Annotated in this window: 17 protein-coding genes; 6 read left to right on the top strand and 11 right to left on the bottom strand. The window is 64.1% G+C overall.

The window, feature by feature from the left end:
* Positions 1-111 precede the first annotated feature (111 nt).
* A complete protein-coding gene (gene urtA / locus QIW53_RS24950) occupies positions 112-1,377 on the bottom strand; it encodes an urea ABC transporter substrate-binding protein (protein WP_371052220.1) in 1,266 nt (421 codons plus the stop codon).
* A 324-nt stretch (positions 1,378-1,701) separates the two neighbouring features.
* Between urtA and QIW53_RS24945 the strand changes: the two genes are divergently transcribed.
* Entirely contained in the window at positions 1,702-7,668 is a 5,967-nt protein-coding gene (locus QIW53_RS24945) for a hypothetical protein (RefSeq protein ID WP_371052218.1), read from the top strand.
* A 60-nt stretch (positions 7,669-7,728) separates the two neighbouring features.
* Here the strand turns inward: QIW53_RS24945 and QIW53_RS24940 are convergent, their stop codons facing one another.
* From QIW53_RS24940 to cbiE, 10 genes are all read right to left on the bottom strand, one after another.
* Positions 7,729-9,105: a PepSY-associated TM helix domain-containing protein gene (locus QIW53_RS24940; protein WP_371052217.1), complete on the bottom strand. Its 1,377-nt coding sequence runs from the start codon at positions 9,103-9,105 to the stop codon at positions 7,729-7,731.
* 161 nt (positions 9,106-9,266) lie between these two features.
* A complete protein-coding gene (locus QIW53_RS24935) occupies positions 9,267-11,384 on the bottom strand; it encodes a TonB-dependent copper receptor (RefSeq protein ID WP_371052216.1) in 2,118 nt (705 codons plus the stop codon).
* 178 nt (positions 11,385-11,562) lie between these two features.
* Positions 11,563-12,036: a DUF2946 domain-containing protein gene (locus tag QIW53_RS24930; protein WP_371052215.1), complete on the bottom strand. Its 474-nt coding sequence runs from the start codon at positions 12,034-12,036 to the stop codon at positions 11,563-11,565.
* 21 nt (positions 12,037-12,057) lie between these two features.
* Positions 12,058-12,537 carry a copper chaperone PCu(A)C gene (locus QIW53_RS24925; protein ID WP_371052213.1) on the bottom strand — a complete coding sequence of 160 codons (480 nt, stop codon included), beginning with the start codon at positions 12,535-12,537 and terminating at the stop codon, positions 12,058-12,060.
* Positions 12,538-12,585: 48 nt separating this feature from the next.
* Positions 12,586-12,984 carry a DUF2946 domain-containing protein gene (locus QIW53_RS24920; RefSeq protein ID WP_371052212.1) on the bottom strand — a complete coding sequence of 133 codons (399 nt, stop codon included), beginning with the start codon at positions 12,982-12,984 and terminating at the stop codon, positions 12,586-12,588.
* Positions 12,985-13,082: 98 nt separating this feature from the next.
* Entirely contained in the window at positions 13,083-13,373 is a 291-nt protein-coding gene (locus QIW53_RS24915; RefSeq protein WP_192307778.1) for an addiction module antidote protein, read from the bottom strand.
* A 3-nt stretch (positions 13,374-13,376) separates the two neighbouring features.
* Positions 13,377-13,679: a type II toxin-antitoxin system RelE/ParE family toxin gene (locus tag QIW53_RS24910; RefSeq protein ID WP_371052211.1), complete on the bottom strand. Its 303-nt coding sequence runs from the start codon at positions 13,677-13,679 to the stop codon at positions 13,377-13,379.
* A 165-nt stretch (positions 13,680-13,844) separates the two neighbouring features.
* Entirely contained in the window at positions 13,845-14,573 is a 729-nt protein-coding gene (locus QIW53_RS24905) for a cobalt-precorrin-6A reductase (protein WP_371052210.1), read from the bottom strand.
* Complete coding sequence (locus tag QIW53_RS24900; RefSeq protein WP_371052209.1) at positions 14,570-15,667, bottom strand: cobalt-precorrin-5B (C(1))-methyltransferase; 1,098 nt, start codon at positions 15,665-15,667, stop codon at positions 14,570-14,572. The genes QIW53_RS24905 and QIW53_RS24900 overlap by 4 nt, the downstream gene beginning before the upstream one ends.
* Positions 15,660-16,871 carry a precorrin-6y C5,15-methyltransferase (decarboxylating) subunit CbiE gene (gene cbiE / locus QIW53_RS24895; RefSeq protein ID WP_371052208.1) on the bottom strand — a complete coding sequence of 404 codons (1,212 nt, stop codon included), beginning with the start codon at positions 16,869-16,871 and terminating at the stop codon, positions 15,660-15,662. Before cbiE ends, QIW53_RS24900 begins: the two co-directional genes overlap by 8 nt.
* Before the next feature lie 211 nt (positions 16,872-17,082).
* On the opposite strand from cbiE, the gene cobG reads away from it, so the two are divergent.
* The 5 genes from cobG to QIW53_RS24870 all read left to right on the top strand — a co-directional run bounded on the left by cobG (position 17,083) and on the right by QIW53_RS24870 (position 22,443).
* Positions 17,083-18,390 carry a precorrin-3B synthase gene (cobG, locus tag QIW53_RS24890; protein ID WP_371052207.1) on the top strand — a complete coding sequence of 436 codons (1,308 nt, stop codon included), beginning with the start codon at positions 17,083-17,085 and terminating at the stop codon, positions 18,388-18,390.
* Positions 18,383-19,009 carry a precorrin-8X methylmutase gene (locus QIW53_RS24885; RefSeq protein WP_371052206.1) on the top strand — a complete coding sequence of 209 codons (627 nt, stop codon included), beginning with the start codon at positions 18,383-18,385 and terminating at the stop codon, positions 19,007-19,009. Before cobG ends, QIW53_RS24885 begins: the two co-directional genes overlap by 8 nt.
* Entirely contained in the window at positions 19,009-19,740 is a 732-nt protein-coding gene (locus QIW53_RS24880; protein ID WP_371052223.1) for a precorrin-2 C(20)-methyltransferase, read from the top strand. Before QIW53_RS24885 ends, QIW53_RS24880 begins: the two co-directional genes overlap by 1 nt.
* Entirely contained in the window at positions 19,740-21,443 is a 1,704-nt protein-coding gene (gene cobJ, locus QIW53_RS24875; RefSeq protein ID WP_371052205.1) for a precorrin-3B C(17)-methyltransferase, read from the top strand. The genes QIW53_RS24880 and cobJ overlap by 1 nt, the downstream gene beginning before the upstream one ends.
* A 190-nt stretch (positions 21,444-21,633) precedes the next feature.
* Positions 21,634-22,443, top strand: a complete 810-nt coding sequence (locus tag QIW53_RS24870; RefSeq protein WP_371052204.1) for a hypothetical protein — start codon at positions 21,634-21,636, stop codon at positions 22,441-22,443.
* The last annotated feature ends 23 nt before the right edge of the window (positions 22,444-22,466 follow it).

Below are 22,466 nucleotides of genomic sequence, written 5' to 3'. Positions count from 1 at the left end.
GGCGGTGGACCAGTCGCCATCGATGGTGTCTGTTACACCGCCTTCGCGAGCAAGCCCGCTCCCACAGGGAATGTTGCCGGATCTGAGAAACGGATCAGATCCGACGTCGACTCAGTTGCTCTTCACCGCATACTCCGGCTTCTTGTCGTTACCCGGAATGAACGGGCTCCACGGTTGGGCGCGGATAGGGCCTTCGGTCTGCCAGACCACGTTGAACTGACCGTCGGCCTGAATCTCGCCGATCATCACCGGCTTGTGCAGGTGGTGGTTGGTCTTGTCCATGGTCAGGGTGTAGCCGGACGGCGCGGCGAAGGTCTGGCCGGCCAGCGCTTCGCGGACTTTGTCGACGTCGGTGGACTTGGCTTTTTCAGCGGCCTGCGCCCACATGTGGATGCCGACGTAGGTGGCCTCCATCGGGTCGTTGGTCACCGCCTTGTCGGCACCCGGCAGGTTGTGTTTCTTCGCGTAGGCCTTCCAGTCATCGACGAACTTCTTGTTCACCGGGTTCTCCACCGACTCGAAGTAGTTCCACGCCGCCAGGTTGCCCACCAGCGGCTTGGTGTCGATGCCGCGCAGTTCTTCTTCGCCGACCGAGAACGCCACGACCGGCACGTCGGTGGCTTTCAGGCCCTGGTTGGTCAGCTCCTTGTAGAACGGCACGTTGGAGTCGCCATTGACGGTGGAGATGACCGCTGTCTTGCCGCCCGCCGAGAACTTCTTGATGTTGGCGACGATGGTTTGATAGTCGCTGTGGCCGAACGGGGTGTAGACCTCTTCGATGTCCTTGTCGGCCACGCCCTTGGAGTGCAGGAACGAACGCAGGATCTTGTTGGTGGTGCGCGGGTAGACGTAGTCGGTGCCGAGCAGGAAGTAGCGCTTGGCGCCGCCGCCTTCTTCGCTCATCAGGTATTCAACCGCCGGGATCGCTTGCTGGTTCGGCGCGGCGCCGGTGTAGAACACGTTGGGCGAAAGCTCTTCGCCTTCATATTGCACCGGGTAGAACAGCAGGCCGTTGAGCTCTTCGAACACCGGCAATACAGACTTGCGCGACACCGAGGTCCAGCAACCGAACACCACCGCGACCTTGTCCTGGGTCAGCAGCTGCCGTCCCTTTTCCGCGAACAGCGGCCAGTTCGAGGCCGGGTCGACCACCACCGGTTCGAGCATCTTGCCGTTGACGCCACCCTTGGCGTTGATCTCGTCGATGGTCATCAGCGCCATATCCTTGAGCGAGGTCTCGGAGATCGCCATGGTCCCGGACAACGAATGCAGAATCCCGACCTTGATGGTCTCGGCGGCCTGGACCGTCCACGTCATGCCCATCGCGGCGATGCTGGCCGAGAGGGTGAAAGCCTTGATCAAACTGCGACGCTTCATTGTGCGATCTCCATGAACTTGTGAGTTTTTCTGGTGGCAGATGCGGACTACTGAAGGGTCTTTAGCAAGGGCTGTGCCCAAGGCTGTTTCGCCTGTGCTTGAGCGGTTGCCGGCCGGGCAGAGCCAGGGCGCACGCACCACGCTGGCGCCGAATTCGCCCCGCAGTGCACGGTGTGCGCCCATGTGGTGCCTGCCTGGTTTTTTTGGCGTGAATACATATGTACCGCTGGCGTGGAGGGCAAAGACCGATCATGGGTTGAGCGACTCCCCTGGGCTTGTGCGGGAACGCCAAGCGGATTTTTCACCTTCACGGACACCTACGTTATGGACAACTCAATCAACCGCGCCCGGCGCAACGCCCCTGCGAACATCGTACTGCCGGCGCTCAGCCCGCCCATGATCAGCGCCGACGATGCGGCGCGCTTTGCCCATGAGGCGATTGGCAATAAACGGAAACGGGAGTACGCGGGGCTGATCCTGCAGGGAGAGGGCGGGCGTTTTTTCGCGACAGCGCCGACGCCGGCCGATGACATGTACGCGGACTTCAACACGCTGCTGGCGATGGACGCGGAGGGCCATTTCATCCATCCGGCGGGGTACCGCTGCCATGGTCTTTACCACTCTCATCCGGCGGTCCCCGATCAGATGAGAAAGATGCGTCCGGACCTCTCGGATGCACAACGCGATCTGGCGATGAATTTTTTCACCGACACCGACAAGGTGTTCATGATCCGTCACCGCGCCTTTGCCAAGGCGTTCTACCTGTCCGGAAGCGAGGACTGCCTGTTCAAATATGTGCCCAGCGGATCGGCGGAGGAGGAGCAGCTCGGGGAAGAAATCAGCAAGGGGCGCCCGTCGGGAATTTATGAACGTGTGGAAGCGATCGTCGACGAATTGAGCCGGGTCGGCTCGCTGAGTGTGGTCATTCCCAACAAGCTGTGGGGCGGCCGCAGAGGTGTCTTCGACGACGATTGGGCGGTTTTTGAACCGGCGCACAACTCGCCGGTCCCTACCGAGCAACCGTTCTGCACGCCGGTACTCGATCAGCCGGGCGCGGTGCTCGACAAGGTCATGAACGCCGACAGCGCGACCTCGGGGATCGCGTTCATGGGGGCGGTCCTCAAGGCGCTGGGCACCGAGGAATACGTCGCCACATTCCCCTGGAAAGATCGCCTGTCGATTGCCTCGGTGCTGGAGGCGTTTCCCCGTCGCGACTCGGGCGGGCCGCGCCTGCCCTCGGGTTTCCGCCTCGAGGGCTTCTATGCGGTGGCCCCGACGAAACCGGCGCAGGTCCCGGTGCAACAGGACTGGCTGTACAAGAACTTCTTTTCCCCCGCCGAGCTTGCAGCGCTGATCGCCCAGTCGCGCAAGGACGTTTACCTGCAAGCGCGGCAACGGGGGCTGACGCTCTACCGGCGCACCGAGAGCAAGGCCTTGCTGAGCTACACCTGCTCGGGCTCCGATGCTGAAGCCGTGTTGATGGCGGGCAACGGGGAAACCCTGCAGAAAGCCTTGAAGACAGGCAGCCTGACGCCTTTCCAGTTCGTGTTGCAGGTGGCCGCCGCCGGCCAACTGAGGGTGCTGCAGGCCGGCGACATCTGGGACAGGGTTGGACCGGTCGGGCAGGACTGGCAACCCTTCGAGCGTATCCGCCAATCGCTGAGCCCGGCGTTTCTCACGGCCGACGATGCAGCTCGTCATGCGCACTACCAGATGAGTGCCCGCCGCGACATCGATCAATTGGGCTACGTGCTGGAGCGCGACGACGGCAAGTTCTTCGCCACCGCACCGGTCGACGGCAAACGCTGGAAAAAGGATGGGAGCCTGCCGTTCGCAGGGGGCGTGTCCAAGCGCAAAGTCGAGCTTCCGGGCTATCGTTATGCCGCGGTGTACAACGCCAGCTCGGATGTCCGGGCGCGGCTCAAGGTCCAGCAGCCCGAGTGGTCGAATGAACGGATTGCGCTGCACACCAGCCTGCCCAACCTCCAGCATCTGGAGGTCATCCTGTCTGGCCGGGAGAATATCACCACGCTGTACAACTCCGGTGCCGATGGATCCCTGGTCAAGTACGTGAGAGTCGGTTCCCAGCAGGAACGCAACTTCAGCGTATTGCTCGACGGCGCCGTCAAGACCGGCGTGATGGACGAACAACTCGACGGGTTTGATGCCACGGCGGAAACGCTGGTGAAGAAACTCGTCGCGCTGGGCGAGTTGGCCGTGCTCAACACCAGCGCGGTGTGGAAAGGCTCGCAGGGCAAGGTGCCCGGCAACTGGGTGGCCTATCAACCGTTCGTTTCCGACGTTCCCGTGAGCCCCGCGCTCAGTTGGGTGTTTCCCGGGGCCGCCGTGGGGGCGCAGTGGGCGCACGATCTGATGCGGATGAAACCGGCGGCGCGGCAGGTCGCGTTCATTCTGAAAAACCTGCAGACGCACGACTATGTGGTCAGCGAACCCAGCGAGATCGAACCCGGCACCACCTCACTGTTCTCGGCCTTGCAGGCGTTCGCGGTGAATGATCAGGGCCGGCCGGTGCTGCCTCGGGGCTATGAGATTCAAGGTATCTGTTACCTGTCCTTGCCGGACAGCCGCCTGATACCCAGGCAGAAGTGGCTGTACGAGAGTTTCATTTCGGCCACGGATTTTGCCGCGACGGTCGGCATCGCCCGCGTGCACAAGACCGCGGGGTTGGCCCTCTACCTCAGCACCCGGGACGGTGCGCTGTTGCGTTACGAGTTTTCCGGGTCGACCCAGGAAAACCGCCTGTACGCCGTCGATCCCCGTGGACGGGTGACGGATAACGGTGAGCAGGGCGAACTGGAGAAAGGCACGCTGAGCCCCGAGGCGTTTGTCTGGCGGGTGGCGGCGGTCGGTGCCTTGTCGGTGGTTCAGGCGGGCAGGCTGTGGGATGTGGAAGGCGCGGTGGGCCTGTCCTGGTTTCCTTTTGCCCGATATCCACAGCAGCGCCTGAGCCCGGCATTTCTCACGGCGGACGATGCGGCGCGCCATGCCCACGAGCAGATCGGCCAGCAGCGCGACTACGAATTCTGCGGCTACGTCATGGAGCGCCAGGATGGGCGCTTTGTGGTCACCGAACCCTGGGTCGTCGGCAAGTCAGGGCGCTTTGCCCCTGGCCATGTCTATCCCGCCGATGCGTCCGGCAAGCCGATTCTGCCGGAACAGCATGTATTGCGCGGTATCTACGCCTCGCGCCTGGCACTGTCGCAATACGACCCGCAGCGCATGAAGCGCCACGGATGGACGCGCGAGCAGGCGAGTCTCGACGCACAGCTGTTTTCCGATGGTGACCTGCACGCCATTCTGCAGAACCGACAACACCTGCAGGTGGCCTATCTGTCTTGCGCCGAAGAGGCGCTGATTGCCTATGAGCTCAGTGGCTCGGCAGCTGAAAAGGACCTGGTCGCGCAGGTGGCCCCAAACGCCAAAGGCAGCCGGATGGCCGAGGATCTGGCGAGCGGCGCCCTGCAGCCCGAGGACATCGTCAAACAGTTGGCCCATGCTGGCGGTTTGCGGGTGGTGGTGGCCAGCGAGTTATGGGGCGCGAGGGGCATGGTCGCACGGCACTGGAGCGCCTTTCCCGCCCCCCGGGGTTTTCAAACGCCCGAGCAAGCCGCCTTTGGCGCAGTGTTCGCCGATGCGGATGCGGCGGCTCGCGACGCCCATCGGCGTGTCCGGCGCTGCGGTCCGGACCAGACCTGTTTTGGCGTTGTCCTCAAGCACTCGAGCAAGGATGAATACGTCGTCAGCGAAACCGTGCCCGCCAGCGATGAGCAGCCCCTGTTTTCCCTGGCCAGCCTGTTCAAGGCCGATGGCGCCGGCGGGTTTGTGTACCCCGCGTCATTCCAGGTGTGCGGCCTGTTTTATGCCCGGCAGTGGATGCCGGACAACCTAGGGTCGGCTGATCGCTGGCTGGGCCGACACTTCATCTCGTCCAGGGATTTATACGAAGGTTTTTTCATGGCCCGTCGCTTGCGCCCGCAAGGCAGTGCCATGGGCTTGCCGGTGTACCTGTCGACCCTGGACCGGGCGCTGCTCAAATACACCTCGCCGAACTCGACGACATTGTTCGACGCGCGGATCCAGCCCTCGGGCGTGGCCGAGGACGTGCATGTGCAACTGAGCAGCGGGCAGTTGCCGGCAAGGGACTTTGTCACCCAGGCCATTACTCATGGCTGGATCAACGTGGTGGCGGGCAGTGAATGCTGGGGTGAGGCGAGCCCGACCAGGCTGACGGCCGACTGGACACCGTATGCCGCATTCGTCCGCCGAGCCCTGAGCCCGGCGTATACCCACCAGGTCGACGCGGTGCGACATGTGGCGCGCTTGCTGGGCGCGGATCGGGATCAGCTTTACGGCGGCCTGGTACTCAGGCGAGGCGATGGTCTGTTCGTCGCCACCGAGCCGTTGCACGTGGACACGGAAGACTTCGACCCGAAGCAGATCCTGCCGGACGAGGACGTCGCACAGGATCTGCTGGCCCCCGGCTGCACAATCGTCGCCCGTTATCGCACGCGGGTGGCCAGCGAGTTGCCGTTCCTGGTGTCGGGCCAGGAACGGGAGGTCTATCGCGATTTCTTTTCCACCACAGTGCTGGCGACTGCACTGGCCTCGGACCACCTCTGGACTCACGAATACCTGCTCGGCGCGCAGGGCTCGATACTCGGCTTCACCTTGCACGATGATGCCCATGATCTGTTGAGTGCGTCATCGCGTAGCCAGTTGACGGCGGACTTGGCGCTGCTGGAAAGCCAGCTCGCGCCCTCCACCGACAGCCCCCACGACCCCTGGAGCAACCTGATCGAACGACGGATTCGCAGCGGGGCGGGCACGCCCACCCAACTGGTCAATCAAGTGCTCAAGGTCGGCGCGTTGCAGGTGGTGCAGAGCAGCCATCTGTGGGGCCCGGCAGGCCGCTTGGTCGGGGGCTGGCTGCCGCAGAAACAGGGCTTTGTGGCTGCCGAATCGGTGCGCTTCGCCGCGCTTGATCGGGCGTTGAGCCCGGCGTTCTGCCACAGCGACGACGCCGTGCGGCATGCCCATGAGCAGGCCGGCACACGCGACGGCTGGAGCTTTGGCCTGGTGCTCGCCTCATCGCGCCTGGCCCATTCGGTCACCAGCCTGCCGGTCGCGGCGCACGACCTGAAATTTCCCCATGAACGGGTGTTTCTGCGGGGGCAACTGCCCACCGGGTACTCGGTGCAGGGCCTGTACCTGTGCGCGCCGGCCCGGCAGCCGGAAGAGCTGCCGCGCTCCGAGGTGTTTCGCAGTTTCATTGCGCCTTCGGTGCTCGCGGCGGCGCTGTCGGCCGTGCAGGTGTTCACGGCGGGGACGTTGACCCGGTTTCACCCGTTGTACCTGTCTTGCGCCGATGGCGCGCTGCTCAGGTACGACGCCGTGGCGTGGGACAACGATCTGCAAAGCCATGCGAAGCTGACGGCTTATGTGCAGTCGTTGCAGGGCGATGGCAACCCTGCCGACTACATCCGCAAGGTTGCGCGCGGCGGTCGGCTCGAGGTGCTGGTGCGCAGTGCCACCTGGGCGATGACCGGGCGTGTCGGGCCCACGTGGTCGCCAGGCAAGGTCGAGGCCCGGGTTACCGCCGACGATGAACGCCTGGCGCTCGGCCCGTTGTGTGCCCATCCGGACGACGCGGCGCGATGGATGTGGCGGCGGCTGCGCAACACCCGTGGCGAAGCGCGATTGGCGGCGATTCTACGGGACGCTCAATCGAACGTCGTCGCCACCGAACCGCTGGAGGATGCCGGGCCGACCGTGCCCCCCGGGCTGCGTGACGCTACGCCGGCCTTTCGCCGCCTGTTTGTCGGGGCAATGGCTCGCGGGGCGTCCAAGCGGTATCCGGCCGGTTTTGAGGTGATGGGCGTGCAGCAGCTCTACAAGGTCGATGACCGGGAGCAGCGGTTCAGCAGTCGGTTTGAGGAAACGCTCTATCGCAATTTCGTCGCTCAGGATGAGATCCGGACTTGCATCGCGTTGCTCAGGGGCCATGGCGTCGCCGACGGCCGTTATTACCTGACGCCACGAAACGGCGCGCTGCTCGCCTTTCGCCCCGGTTACCAAGACAGCGAGTCCCAGGTGCTGCTTGACGCCTGGTCCGATGAGGCACACGGCGTCACGCGCTCCAGGCTCTCGCAAGTGCTCGGCACCCTGATCCTCACGGGCCGACTGCAGATCCTGGAACCTGACCGGTTCTGGCACCCACGCGGCCCGCTCACGACCCGTTTGTTACTGGAGATGAGCCGCCGACCGAGTTGATCCCTTGTGTGCCTCCGGACTCATCGCGCACGCGGGGTGCCGGCTACCCCGCAGCAGCGTTCACGCCGCCGAGTCCGGTTCCGCCTGCCGATTGAAACGCGTCAGCAGCAGTCGATCCAGCACCCAGACCACCACCAGCGAAGCGCCCACCAGCGGGAACGCCACGGCCAGCACCAGCATGATCGCCACGCCGGTTTTCCAGGTCGGCAGGTCGTGTCGCAGCGGTGGAACGCCGAACTTGCCCTGTGGTCGGCGCTTCCACCAGATCACCACGCCGCTGACGGCGCTGAGCAGGATCATCAAGCAGATCAGCAAGACGATGATCTGGTTCAGCGTGCCGAACATCTTGCCTTCGTGCAGCATCACGCCCAGTTCAGTCGCGCGGGCGACGGTGCCGTATTGCTCCCAGCGCACATCGGCCAGGACCTTGCCGCTGTATTGATCGACGTGCAGGGTGGCGTCGTTGCGCGGGTCGTCGGCGAACACGGCGATGGTGAAGACGCCGGTCGCGGTGGTCGGGAAGGTGATGCTGTAGCCCGGTTCGACCTGGCGTTGTTCGGCAATCTCCTGCACCGCCTGCAAGCTGACGGTTGGCGCGGCGGGGCCATCGTGCGCCGCACCGTGGGCCATGTGTTCGGCATGGTCGCCGGACATCGGCATCGGCGTGTTTTCCATGGCCCACGGCACGGTCTGGCGGGTGGCGGTGTTGAGGCTGCGTGCCTCCACGTCCGACTTGGGCATGTCGTTCCACATGGCATCGGGAAACACATTCCACACGGCGGCGTATTGCTTGCCCCAGAAGCCGGTCCAGGTCATGCCGCTGAGCAGCATCACCAGCAGCAGCGTGGCGCCCCAGAAACCGGTGACGGCATGCAGGTCGCGCCACAGCACACGGCCGCGACTGCTCAGGCGCGGCCACAGGATGCCGGCCGCCTGGCCTCGGGGCCACCACAGGAAAACCCCGGAGACCACCAGCACCACGCCCCAACCGGCGGCCATTTCGATCAGTCGGTCACCGACCGTGCCGATCATCAGTTCACCATGAATCGCCCGCGCCACGGCTTGCAGGTTCTTCTTGGCATCCTGCTCGCCGAGGATGTCGCCGCGGTGCGGGTCGACGAACACATTCAGCTCGGTGCTGCCATTGAGCACCACAAACTGCGCACTGCGCTCGGCGTTGACCGGTGGCAGGTACTGTTTGACCGTGGCCTGTGGATAGGCGTCCTTCACCCGCTTGAGCAACTCATCGGCCGGCACGCTGTGATGCCCCGCCGGGACGTTCATCAGTTGGCCGTACATCAACGGATCGAGTTGCGGCTTGAACAGGTAGACGGTGCCGGTCAGGGCCAGCATTACCATGAATGGCGCGACGAACAGACCGGCATAGAAATGCCAGCGCCAGGCCAGGTTGTAGAAATTCACTTTGGGCTGTTTCATCGGTTGTGCTCCGCTTGGCGTGAGGCTGTTTTATTCGTTTTACCTGTAGGAGCGAGCATGCTCGCGATGGTCGTGAACGATGACGTGGGCTGTCTTGATGTCAGCGGTGTCTGGGCGTTCTTCGCGAGCATGCTCGCTCCTACAGGGTTCGTTGTTGTGTTTTAGAAACTCATATCCACCTTCGTCCAGAATGTGCGCCCCGGTTCCTTGATGGCCTGCGGGTCATTGGCCGGGTAGCCAAAACCGGCGTTGCCGGCCAGGTTCAGGTGCTCGGCGTACGCCTTGCCGAACAGGTTGTCGACGCCGCTGCTGACCTTCCAGTGCTTGTTGATCCGGTAGGCACCATTGAGCGAAAACACGCCGAAGCCCGGGGTCTTGGTGAAGTCCTTGCCGACCACGTTGCCCTTGTTCTGGTCGATGCGGTTTTGCGCCGCGACCACTCGCCACAGGGCGCCGGCGCTCCAGTTGTCTTCGCTGTAGGTCAGGCCGAACCGGGCATCCAGCGGCGGCATTTGCGGCAGTGCCTTGCCGTCGCTGCTGTTCTTGCCCCAGGCATAGGCCAGGGTGGCGTCGGCCTTCCAGTTCGAGGTGAGCTTGTAGGCCGCGCCGAGTTCGCCACCCATGATCCGCGCGTCGATGTTCTCGGCTTGCGAGGTCATGCCCATCATGCCGGGCGTGTAGTCGAACAGGATGTAGTCACGGATCTGCCCGACATAACCCGAGGCCCAGGCTTCGAGGTCATCGGTCTTGTACTGCAGGCCGAAGTCGAGCTGAGTGGTTTTCTCCGGCTTGATCGCATCGAAGGCATTCACCGAACCGGCGGGGCCCGAGTTGGGCGAGAACAGCTCCCAGTAGTCCGGGAAGCGCTGGGTATGGCCCAGGCCTGCGTACAGGGTGGTCGGGCTGTCGGCCAGGTCGTGTTCGTAGCGTACGAAACCGCTGGGCAGGGTATCGGCGCGGGTCTCGTCGGCCGTCGGATTGGGCCGGGTCATCATCCCGGAGCCAGTGGTCTGGCGGAAATCCTTGGCGGATGCGCGATCGAGTCGGGCGCCGCCGATCAGGCGATCGCGGTCGGCGGCGTACCAGGTCAGTTCGCTGAACACGCCGTAGTTGTGGAAGTCGGCGTCCTTGCTGTACGGCAGGTCCTTGTAGGTGTCGACGCCCATGCTGCTGCGTTGGCGATGCTCGTTGGTCTGCGCGTCGAGGCCGCTGATCAATTGCACATCGGCCCAGCGCCAGGTGGCCTTGATCCGTGCGCCGAGGGTGCGGCGATCGACGTTGGAGGCCATCGGCCCGGCCATCATCCCGGTGCCGGAGGGGGTGCGCAGGGTGTAGTTGTCCATCACGTGGTCAGCGTAGTTGTAGTAGACCTGTGCCTCGATCTTGTCCAGCACTTCGCCGATGTTGGATTTTTCAAAACGCAGCCCCAGGCTTTCGCGTTTGAACTGCGCGCCGTCCATGCCCCGTCCGGCGTAACGTGCTTCGCCATCGCCCTTGCCGGCGGTGAGTTCCAGCAGCGTGTCGGCATCCGGTGTCCAGCCGACGGCGACATCGCCGTTCCACTTGTCGTAGCGTGACGCCACGGCGTCATGGTTGCCATCGCGATAGTCATCGGCCTGGGCGGTGTTGCCGATCACCCGCACGTAGCCCAGGGGACCGCCTGCGGCGGCGTCCACGGTTTTGTCGAAGCGGCCGTTGGAACCGGCCAGTACGCTGGCGTTCACCCGCGTGCCGAGTTCGCCGAAGCTTTCCGGTTCACGGTCGAACAGGATGGTGCCAGCCGACGAGCCCGGCCCCCAGAGCACGGTCTGTGGGCCTTTGATTACGGTCAGCTTGTCGTAGGTTTCCGGGGAAATGTACGAGGTCGGGGCGTCCATGCGGCCGGGGCAGGCGCCGAGCATCACACCGCCATTGGTGAGGATGTTCAGCCGCGAGCCAAACATCCCGCGCAGCACCGGGTCGCCATTGGTGCCGCCATTGCGGACCAGGGCGAAGCCGGGAATGGTCTTCAGGTAATCGCCCCCATCGCTGGCCGGCACCGGTTGGCGCGGGTCCTTGGGATTGGTGACGATGGTCAGTGGCGAGCTCGGGGCGATGGCAGTGATCACCGTCGGGCTCAGTTCTTCACTGTGGTCGGCGTGTTCGTCCGCCACCACCAGAGGGGTCAACAGTGCCCCGCACAGCAGGGCGGTGGTGTGCCTGAAACGTACGCGCGGGGCGTTCAGGGCGAAAGGCGCTTGGGCAGGGCTCAAGCGTGGGTCAGCAGAAAACCTGGACATGACAATTTCCATCGAACAGTCGTAAACGATACGGACGGCAACCTGCGCGTTTCCTGTGGGCGTGCTCGCGGCAGTGCGGTGTCAGCCTTGATCTCGACTGAACCGCCCTTGTCGCAAGCCGGCTCGCTCCCACAGGGGGCTTTGGCTGTCTTCGGACCGTGTGATAGCTGGGGGGTATTTACGCGACGATGGGTGGTGCTCGGGTACGGGCACCGGGGAAGAAGGTGGACCGGGCGTGGCCCAGTCGTTCGGCGGGAATGCTGAAGGTGCTGGTGAAGGGGGTAGCGAACGCGACGAAAGACTGGCCACCGGTCAGCGCCGGGCAGTTGAAGAGCAGGCTGCAATAGCCGCACTTTTCCCAGATCGCATGATGGCTCGCTTGAGGTGGGCAGTGCTCGGCGGCGGGTGCGGCGTCATGCTCGCCGTGGTCCATCGCCGCCATGTCCATGCTCATGTCCATCGACATGCTCATGTTCATCGACATGCTCATGTTCATGGTCATTGCAGCGGCGCGTTGATCCATCGGCATCGACTGGGAAATCAGCGGGCCGATGAAGATCATCAACATGGCGAACAGGCTGATCCAGCTGCCACGAGTCAGTCCCCGGGACTGACGACGGGAGGCGGATGACCTGGCGCTAAGCGGGCGCATGGGCGATTTCAGCTCTGGCGATCAGGGTTTGTGGACGTGGGTCTGGGTGCCGTCGGGGGCGGTTTTCTGCACCGCGACTTCGACGGTTACGTCACCGGATTTCTCGAAATGCATCGTCAGCGGGAAACGCTTGCCGTCGCTCAGCAGGCTGCGGTCCTTCAGTTCCAGCAACATGACGTGATACGCCATCGGCGCGAAGGTGACGGTGCCGCCGGCGGGAATCTCGACCCGGGGCACTTGCTGCATTTTCATCAGGTCGTTCTGCATCACGTGTTCGTGCAGCTCGGCGATGCCGGCAATCGGTGAATCGACGCCGAGCAGGGTATCGGCCGCTTTGCCGGTGTTGTGAATCACGAAGTAGGCCGCGACGGTCGGCGCGTTGGGCGGCAGTTCCTGGGACCAGGGGTGAGCGATTTCCAGCGCGCCCACCTTGTATTCATGGGCATTGGCGAAACAGGCAGGCAGCAGCAATGCAGCCAGGACGATGAGTTTGTTCAACATGGCAGTACTCCGATGGATTCAGGACGCAGGTCAATTTGCGAGAAGGAATCACACCAGAGGGGAGGCGCGTGGGTTGAGGCTCGGCCATTGCTGGCGCGGCGTCGGGGTATCCAGGGAGGTGGCAGGCTGGCTTCGATGGCTTTCGAAACGGGCGAAATACAGCTGGGGTACATGCCCGGGTAACGCCACCAACGGGGCGGAGCCGGAGCAGCACCAGCAATGCTGCATGTTGGAGTGATCGTCGTTCTGTGGCGCTTTCTGCTGCAGGTCACCCAGTGAGATCGCCACCATGCGGGTGCCGCCGGACGAACAGAAACTGCCCCACATCACTTGCTCGGCGGGGGCTTTCGCCGCCTGCGCCATCGCTCCGGACATCGGCATGGCGAGCATGTTGAACAGCACTGCGAAGCAGGCTATCCAGGCAATTGCGAGCCGTTGTCGGGACATGGGACGAATCCGGTTGAGTGGGCGATCAGGCGCGGCTATTTAGCCTGATCAGTGCCGATAAGTAAAAAGACGGCGTGCGGTTTGGTGTCGCAGCGCTATCAGATCGCAGTGGCATGCAGACGCATACCCAAGGCTTTCATGACTTTGATGATAGTCGCGAATTCCGGATTGCCAGTGCTGCTCAGTGCTTTGTACAAGCTTTCGCGTCCCAAGCCTGCGTCGCGGGCAACCTGTGTCATGCCCTGAGCTCTGGCTATATCGTTGAGCGCTGCACGGATAAGCACGCCATCGCCAGCGTCCTCTGCAAAGCAGGCGTCCAGGTACGCGGCCATTTCCGCAGGGGTTTTGAGAAACTCGGCCGCGTCGAACCGACTGAATTGTTCGGTCATGTTTCATTCCTTGTCAGCGATGCTTTGTGCCATCTGAATGGCGCGTTTGATATCGCGTTGTTGAGTCGACTTGTCACCCCCTGCCAGAAGCAGGTAAACCACCGCACCTCTGCGGGTAAAGTACAGTCTGTAACCTGGCCCATGATGGATCCGCATTTCATAAACGGACTCACCGACAGGTCGCCAATCGCCGAAATTCCCAAACTCGGCGGCTCTTATTCTGGCAAGGATCCGCACTTTCCCGATGTTGTCGCGCAGCGCATTGAGCCAATCGGCAAACACTCTTGATCGTTCAAAGTCATACATGGCGAATCGTATTCCTTGGGATACAGGTTGGCAAGCGGCCTTTCAACGAGTCGACGCGCTGTGCAAGTCAGGTCCGAAGGATTGGGAATATAGGATTCGAGCGAAGGGCCGCACAGTCGGCCCTTTCCTGGAATGTTGCGGGTAAAGTCTCAGGCCCGATCAGGGTCAGGAAAAGTCCGACGTCGACAGGGCCTTCAGCACGTCAGTCACTGACTGAAACTCCCGATCCACCGCCGCCAACACCGGCCGCTTCAACACCAGCACCGGCACCCCGCGCTCGCGTGCCACTTCCAGTTTTGGTTCGGTGGCTGTGCTGCCGCTGTTTTTGCTGATCAGCACGTCGATCTGGCGACGCTCGAACAGCGCACGCTCGTCGTCGATCAGGAACGGCCCCCGGGCCCCGATCACTTCGCAGCGCGAATTGCCGGGGTAAACGTCCAGGGCGCGCACCGTCCAGAATTGCTCTGGCGGAATTTCGTCCAGGTGTTGCAGGGGCTCGCGGCCGAGGGTGAACAGCGGTCGCCGGAACGGTTCAAGGGCCTGGATCAGCTCGGCCCAGTCGCTGACTTCGCGCCAGTCATCCCCGGCCTGTGGTATCCAGGCCGGACGCCTGAGTGCCCAGCAGGGGACGCCGCTCAACCGGGCGGCACTGGCGGCGTTCTGGCTGATCTGTGCGGCGTAGGGGTGCGTTGCGTCCAGCAGCAGGTCGATGTTTTCGTCACGAATGAATTGCGCCAGCCCCTCGGCACCGCCGTAGCCGCCGACGCGGACCTGGCAGCGCAGGTCATTGGGCACCCGACCGATACCGGCCAGGCTGTAGATGTGGGTCGGCCCGAGCGTACGGGCAATCGCCAGCGCTTCGGTGACACCGCCCAGCAGCAGGATACGTTTCATTGCGCCACTCCCGCCTGGCCAACGATCCCGCCCTGGCGGTCGATGGCAAACACTTCCACCTGAACCTGTGCCGGCACCACACTGCGGGCGAACGCCAGTGCGTGCTGGCACACCGCATCACCCAGCGCGACGCCTGCGGCGCTGGCCATCGCCAACGCTTGCTGGCTGGTGTTGGCCTCGCGGATCGCTTGCTGCAAATCCGCATCGGCGCCCACGCAGGCTGCCCAATCGGCCAGTTGCGGCAGGTCGATGCTCGAATGCCGACTGTGCAGGTCCATGTGCCCGGCGGCCAGTTTGCTGATTTTGCCGAAGCCGCCGCACAGGCTGAGTTTATCCACCGGCACCTTGCGCAGGTGCTTGAGCACGGCGCCCACGAAGTCGCCCATTTCGATCAGGGCAATTTCCGGCAAGCCGTACACCCGGCGCATGGTGTCTTCGCTGGCGTTGCCCGTGCACGCGGCGATGTGTCGGTAACCGTTGGTTTTCGCCACGTCGATTCCCTGGTGGATCGAGGCGATGTACGCCGAACAGGAGAATGGCCGGACGATGCCACTGGTGCCCAGGATCGACAGGCCGCCGAGAATGCCCAGCCGTGGATTCATGGTTTTGAGCGCCAGCGCTTCGCCGCCTTCGACGTTGACCGTGACCTCGAAACCGCCCGGGTAATCTAGCTCCTGTGCCAGCCCCATCAGGTGTTCGGTGATCATCTTGCGCGGCACCGGATTGATTGCCGGTTCGCCGACCGCCAACACCAGGCCGGGCCGGGTCACCGTGCCCACGCCTCGCCCGGCGCAGAAATGGATGCCCGGTTCGGCGCGCAATCGCACCCGGGAGAACAGCAGCGCGCCATGGGTGACGTCCGGGTCATCGCCGGCATCCTTGAGGGTGCCGGCCTCCGCCCCCTCATCCAGCAGGCGGCAGAACTCCAGGCGCATCTGCACCCGCTTGCCCTTGGGCAGAACGATGTCCACGGCGTCTGCGCCGGCGCCGCCAAGCAGCAATCGCGCTGCGGCGAGGCTGGTGGCGGTGGCGCAGCTGCCAGTGGTCAGGCCGCTGCGCAGAGGCCTGGGCTGTTCGGCGGTTTCGTCACGCATCGAGAGGTTTGACCACATCCAGCAGGGTTATCGGCAAGGCCTGGCGCCAGGTGTCGAAGCCGCCGAGCGGTTGCGCCTGGGCGATGTGAATGCGCGTCAGCTCGCCACCGTGTTGCTCGCGCCAAGCCATCAGGGTCATTTCACTTTGCAGTGTCACGGCGTTGGCGACCAGCCGGCCGCCGGGTTTCAGCTGCGCCCAGCAGGTGTCGAGCACACCTTCGCGAGTGACGCCGCCACCGATGAAAATCGCATCCGGGGGTTCAAGGCCGGCAAGGGCGTGCGGTGCCTTGCCGCGAACCAACTGCAGGCCGGGTACACCCAGCGTGTCGCGGTTATGTTCGATCAGCGCCTGGCGTCCCTCATCGGCCTCGATGGCCAGCGCACGGCAGCTGGGATGAGCGCGCATCCACTCGATGCCGATCGAGCCGCTGCCCGCGCCGACGTCCCACAGCAGCTCACCGGGCACCGGAGCCAGGCGGGCGAGGGTGATGGCGCGGACATCGCGTTTGGTCAACTGGCCGTCGTGTTCGAACGCCGAGTCCGGCAGGCCGGCCAGGCGCGACAGGCGCGGCGCAGCGGTTTCGGCGATGCATTCGATGGCGACCAGGTTCAGGTCGGCAATCGAAGGATCGCTCCAGGTCTGCGCGAGGCCATCAATGCGCCGCTCGGCGGCACCGCCCAGGTGTTCCAGCACCGTCAGGCGGCTGGGCCCGAACCCGCGCTCGCGCAACAGCGCGGCAATCGCCGCCGGGCTGTGGCCATCGTTACTGAGCACCAGCAGGCGAACGCCGCTGAACAAATGGGCGTTCAGCGCCGCGATCGGGCGTGCAACGACCGACAGCGTAACCACCTCCTGCAACGGCCAGCCCATGCGGGCGGCGGCCAGCGAGCAGGAGGAGGGCGCGGGGAGGATCAGCATTTCAGCGCCGGGCAACCGGCGAACGAGGCTGGCACCGACGCCGAAAAACATGGGATCGCCGCTGGCCAGCACGCACACCGGCTCGCCGCGCAGGGCCAGCACCGGGTCGATGGAAAACGGGCTGGGCCAGGCCTCGCGCTGGCTGCGGATGCACGGCGGCAGCAGGTCCAGGTGTCGCTGACCGCCGAAGATTCTCGAGGCGCGCAACAACGCGTGCCGGGCATTCCTGCCCAGGCCTTTGAAACCGTCTTCACCGATGCCGATTACTGTCAGCCAGGGCGTCATGCCTGCTCCTTGAAAAAGCCACCCGTTCATGAAGGGCGAGCGGGTTCGTGCCGGGCGCAATGATACCGCGCTGCAGCGGTTTCTGTGCCCCGAGTGCTCTGGTCGTCCGACAGGCTTTTCATACCCGTGGGCAAAGCAGGCATAATACCGCCCGCTTTGCCCGCGAAGCGCCTCGCCACCTGTACGGGTCATGCCCTTGAACGAACGTCCGATGTCCACCGCAGTACGCCCCTCGGCCTGTCCGGGGCTGTTACGCATCGTCCCGGCGCTGGACGGCGGTATCTGCCGCATCAAGTTGACCGGCGGCTCGATCAGCAGCGCCCAGGCCGATGCGGTGGCCCGTGCAGCCGAGGACTTTGCCAGCGGTGCGATCGAGGCGACCAACCGCGCCAACCTGCAGATACGCGGGATAGGCGCGGAACAGGCGGCGTTGATCGAGCGCCTGCTGGCGGCCGGTCTCGGCCCGCATAACGCGGCGGGCGACGACGTGCGCAACCTGATGCTCAGCCCGAGTGCCGGCATCGACCGGCACATGCTGTTCGATACCCGCGCCCTGGCTGAGCGGATCCTGGACACCGTCCAGCGCCACGAGCCCTTTCACGATCTGAGCCCCAAGTTCGCCCTGCAGCTGGATGGCGGTGAGGCGCTGGCGATGCTGGAGCACCCCAACGACCTGTGGCTCTCGGCCTACACGCACGCGGGCGAGTGCCGGCTGGCGTTCGGCCTGGCGGGTTGTCCCACGGACATGCCGGCCGGGTCGGTGGCGCTGGACGAGGGCCACGACCTGGTGGTCGCCGTGCTGGAGTTGTTCCTCGAACTGGCGCGCCCCGAGCAGACTCGCATGCGCCATTTGCTGGCCGAAATGCCGGCCGCCACGTTTGTGGCGCGACTGGCCGAGCGCCTGCCCCTTCAGCCGGTCACGGGCTGGCAGCGCCCGGTCCATAATACGGGTCTGCACATGGGCGCGCACGCGCAGACGCAGGCGCAACACGTCTATGTCGGCGGCGTGCCACCCCTGGGCCGGCTCGATGGCGCAATGCTGCGCGGTGCCGCGCAACTGGCGCGCGAATACGGTGATGCCACGCTGCGATTCACGCCGTGGCAAAGCCTGCTGTTGCCCAATGTGCCCCGCGAGCACGCCGATCAAGTCCTGCGCCGTCTGCAGCAGTTGGGACTGTTGTGCGACGCCGATCAGGCCTTGTCGCAGTTGATCGCCTGCACCGGGTCGGAGGGCTGTGGCCGGGGCCTGGCCGACACCAAGGGCGACGCCCGGCAACTGGCGGCGCTGTTGCAGCGTCACGGTGACGCAGTGAACGTGCACCTGAGCGGTTGCCCGCGTTCCTGCGCCGCCGCGCATGTCGCCCCGGTGACCTTGCTGGCCGTGACCCCCGGTCATTACGACCTCTATTTTCGCGAAGCGGGGCAGCCGGGTTTCGGCGCCCTGCACGCACGCAACCTTACTATTGAAGCGGTCGACGCCTTGCTCGTCGCCCGCTCACGGAGCCCGCTTGATGCTTGATTACATTCGCGACGGTCAGGAGATCTATCGCAACTCCTTCGCGATCATTCGCGCCGAGGCCAACCTCGCGCGCATTCCAGCCGACCTGGAAAAGCTCGCGGTCCGCGTGATTCATGCCTGCGGCATGGTCGATGCGATCGACGGCTTGCAGTTCTCTGCGGGCGCGGGCAAGGCCGGGCGCGATGCGCTGGCGGCCGGTGCGCCGATCCTGTGCGATGCGCGCATGGTGTCCGAGGGCATCACCCGCGCACGCCTGCCGGCCAATAATCAGGTGATCTGCACCCTGCGCGACGACAGCGTTCCCGAACTCGCCCGTGAGCTGGGCAACACCCGCTCGGCCGCCGCCCTGGAATTGTGGCGCCCGCACCTGGAAGGCAGTGTCGTGGTGATCGGCAACGCGCCGACTGCCCTGTTCTACCTGTTGGAAATGCTCGACGCCGGCGCCCCGAAACCGGCGCTGATCCTGGGTTTCCCGGTGGGCTTCGTCGGTGCTGCCGAGTCCAAGGCAGCGCTGGCGGCAGACAGCCGTGGCGTGCCGTTCGTGATCATGCAGGGTCGTCTGGGCGGTAGCGCCATGGCCGCCGCTGCAGTCAATGCCCTCGCCACGGAGATCGAATGATGCAGCAACCTGGACGTTTGATCGGCCTGGGTGTCGGGCCGGGTGATCCGGAGCTGATTACCGTCAAGGCCCTGCGGCTGCTGCGCGAATCACCGGTGGTGGCGTACTTCGTCGCCAAGGGCAAGAAGGGCAACGCGTTCGGCATCATCGAGGCGCACCTGCAAACCGCGCAGACCTTGTTGCCGCTGGTGTATCCGGTGACGACCGAGGCCCTGCCCGCACCGCTGTCGTATGAACAGGTCATCAGCGACTTCTACGATGCGGCCAGCGAAGAACTCGCCGCGCATCTGGATGCCGGCCGGGATGTGGCGGTGATCTGCGAGGGTGATCCGTTCTTCTACGGCTCCTACATGTACCTGCACGATCGTCTGGCCGAACGTTATGAAGCCGAAGTGGTGCCGGGCGTCTGCTCGATGCTCGGCGGCGCGTCGGTACTCGGTGCGCCGCTGGTGTACCGCAACCAGAGCCTGTCGGTGCTGTCCGGTGTGTTGCCGCACGAGGACCTCAAGCGACGTTTGGCCGACGCTGACGCGGCGGTGATCATGAAACTGGGGCGCAACCTGCCCAAGGTTCGCCAGGTACTGGAGGAGCTCGGGCTGGCCGAACGTGCGCTCTACGTCGAGCGCGCAACCATGGCCAACCAGAAGATCGTGCCGCTGGCGGAGGTCGAGCCGATGTCTTCGCCTTATTTCTCGCTGATCATCGTCCCGGGTGAAAGGTGGCAAGGCTGATGACCCGTCCAGCTCCGGCGATTGTCATTCTCGGCAATGGCAGCCTCGCCACCGCGCGCAGAATCCAACAGCTGTACCCCGGCGCCCTGATCCATGGGCTGGCCGAACGCGTGGAGGGTGCGGATCGTGTCTACCGCGAATTCGGCGCGACCCTGCGCGAACTCTATCAACTGGACACACCGATCATCGCCCTGTGCGCGGCCGGCATCGTGATCCGCACCCTCGCACCCTTGCTGCTGGAAAAGGGCGTCGAGCCGCCGGTGCTGGCCGTTGCCGAAGACGGCAGCGCGGTGGTGCCGTTGCTCGGTGGCCTGGGCGGGGTGAACGTGCTGGCGCGGGAAATCGGCGCTGCGTTGCAGGTGCCGGCTGCGATCACCACCAGTGGCGAGCTGCGTTTCGGCACCTGCCTGCTCAACCCGCCCACTGGTTTCGCGCTCGGTGATCTGGAGCTGGGCAAGCGTTTCGTTTCCGATTTACTCGCCGGTGAAACCGTGCGCATCGAAGGCTCGGCCCCGTGGCTGGCCGACGCGCAGTTACCGCAGGATCCCGCAGCGCGGCTGGCCGTGCATGTCGGCCATGCCGAGCGCACGCCTGCAGCCAACGAATTACTGATCTATCCGCGCAACGTGCTGGTGGCGGTCAGTGCCGGGGTGGCCAACCTGCCTCAGGTGATCCGCGAGGCGCTGCACCAGGCGAAAATCGCCGTGCAGTCGGTGGCGCTGCTGCTGGCGGCCGATCGCGACATGGCCGACCCGTCGTTGCGCGACGCCGCACGTGAACTGGGTGTGCCGCTGCGCTTTGTCAGCGACAGCGCAGCGCTCGCTGAACGGGCGCGCAACGCGGTCGATCAGCCCGTGTCGATCGTTGGTGATGATGCCATCGCCATTGCCGTCGCCGAACATCCGCTGCAGCCACTGTCGATTGGCCGGCCGCGTGGACGTCTGGCGGTGATCGGTCTGGGCCCTGGGGCTGCCGAGTTGATGGTCCCGGCGGTCAAGGCCGAGCTGGCACGGGCGAATGATGTGCTGGGCTATGAAACCTACGTGCGCATGGCCGGCCCGTTCCGCGCCGACCAAGTGTTGCATTGCACCGACAACCGCGAAGAAATGCAGCGTGCCCGTCACGCCTTCGAGCTGGCAGCGCAGGGGCGCTCGGTGGTGGTGGTGTCCTCGGGCGATCCGGGGGTGTTCGCCATGGCGGCGGCGGTGCTCGAGGCGTTGCATGAGTCCACCGACCTTGCGTGGCACAGCGTTGAACTGGAAATGCTGCCAGGGGTGTCCGCCTCCCTGGCAACGGCCGCGCAGGCCGGGGCACCGCTGGGGCATGACTTCTGCGTCATGTCGCTGTCGGACAACCTCAAACCCTGGGCCATCATCGAGAAACGCCTGGACCTGGCGGCACAGGCCGACCTGGCGTTGGCGTTCTACAACCCGATTTCCCGCTCGCGCCCCTGGCAACTGGGGCGTGCGCTGGAGATCGTCGCGCAGCACCGCGATCCCCAGACGCCCGTGGTCCTGGGCCGCGACATCGGTCGTCCCGGCCAGACCTTGCGCGTGACGACGCTCGGGCAATTGACGCCTGATCAGGTGGACATGCGCACCATGGTGCTGGTCGGTTCTTCGACGACCTGCACTTTTCCTCGTCCGGACGGCGGTGTCTGGGTGTATACCCCGCGCTGGTACGGCGCCAAGCCCGGCAGTTGATTAAAGCGGCTCCCTCGGAGCCGCTTTAATGTTTGAAAGTATCCTTGTTTCAGTAAAGTTAGAGCGGCGTTAGTGTGTCGGTAATTAATGGTATAAGTTGCACTTTATTATTGAATTGAATGTTTGTTGTGCCTGTTTTAGTTTGCAGTTGCCGCATGGAGCGGTTATCAACTGGCCGAAGGACTAAAACATGAATAACGCATTGGATAATAATGCCGTAGAACCTACTTTCAGCACGGCAGCGCAAGATGCCTTCTTTGAAAGTATTGAAGCGGAACTGGCCAAGGTGGCTTCGCCGCGTCGGGTCAGGCGCTCCACCGGGACGATGAAGGACGCTGCCGGGCGCGACGATCCGTCGCCCGATGCTTCGGTTGTCGGCCCATCCCTGGTTGTCTTCGAACAACGCCTCAGCGCCGAAGACCGCCAGTGTGCCCTCGACAGCCAGGCATTCGCCGAAGCCGTGGTCAGCCGCATGCCTGCCGACACTTCCCAGGAAAAGCGCTACGAAAAATACAACGAATGCCTGGCCGCTGCGGGCTGGCCCATGGAGAGCTTCACCCGCAAGCAGTATGAATCCAAAGCGCTGACGCTGACCATGAACGAAGCGCTGCTTCAGGTATTGAAGACCGTGATCAGTGCAGGCTCCGGCAATGTATTGAATCTGGTGCTCAGTGGTTTCGAACAGCTCAAGGGCGACGCGAAAGCCCTCACGATCATCGATTCGGGCAGCAAGAACAGCCAGCTTGTCAGCTTCAAGGCGGTGCCCTGCATCGTCGCTCCAGGGGGCGGCATGGCGATGGTCATGGGCGGGCTGGACGTCTACAGCAAGAACTACCGTGGCAACTTCCTGTTTTTCACTTTCAATACGGCAGGGGTTCGTATCTTTCAGGCCGCTGGTCTTCGACACTTCAATCGGCGTGCATACGAACGTAAGCGCAATGAGATCGAAGCCTATGTCGATCAGTTCGGTGCTGACCTGTTCGCGAAGTTGGTGGGTTGACGGATACAATCGGTGCTGAGGTA

The sequence above is a fragment of the Pseudomonas fluorescens genome, from assembly GCF_041354075.1.
GTDB lineage: Bacteria > Pseudomonadota > Gammaproteobacteria > Pseudomonadales > Pseudomonadaceae > Aquipseudomonas > Aquipseudomonas fluorescens_CE.
The sequence above is the reverse complement of the archived record's forward strand: the minus strand, read 5'-3'. Positions and strand labels throughout refer to the sequence as shown.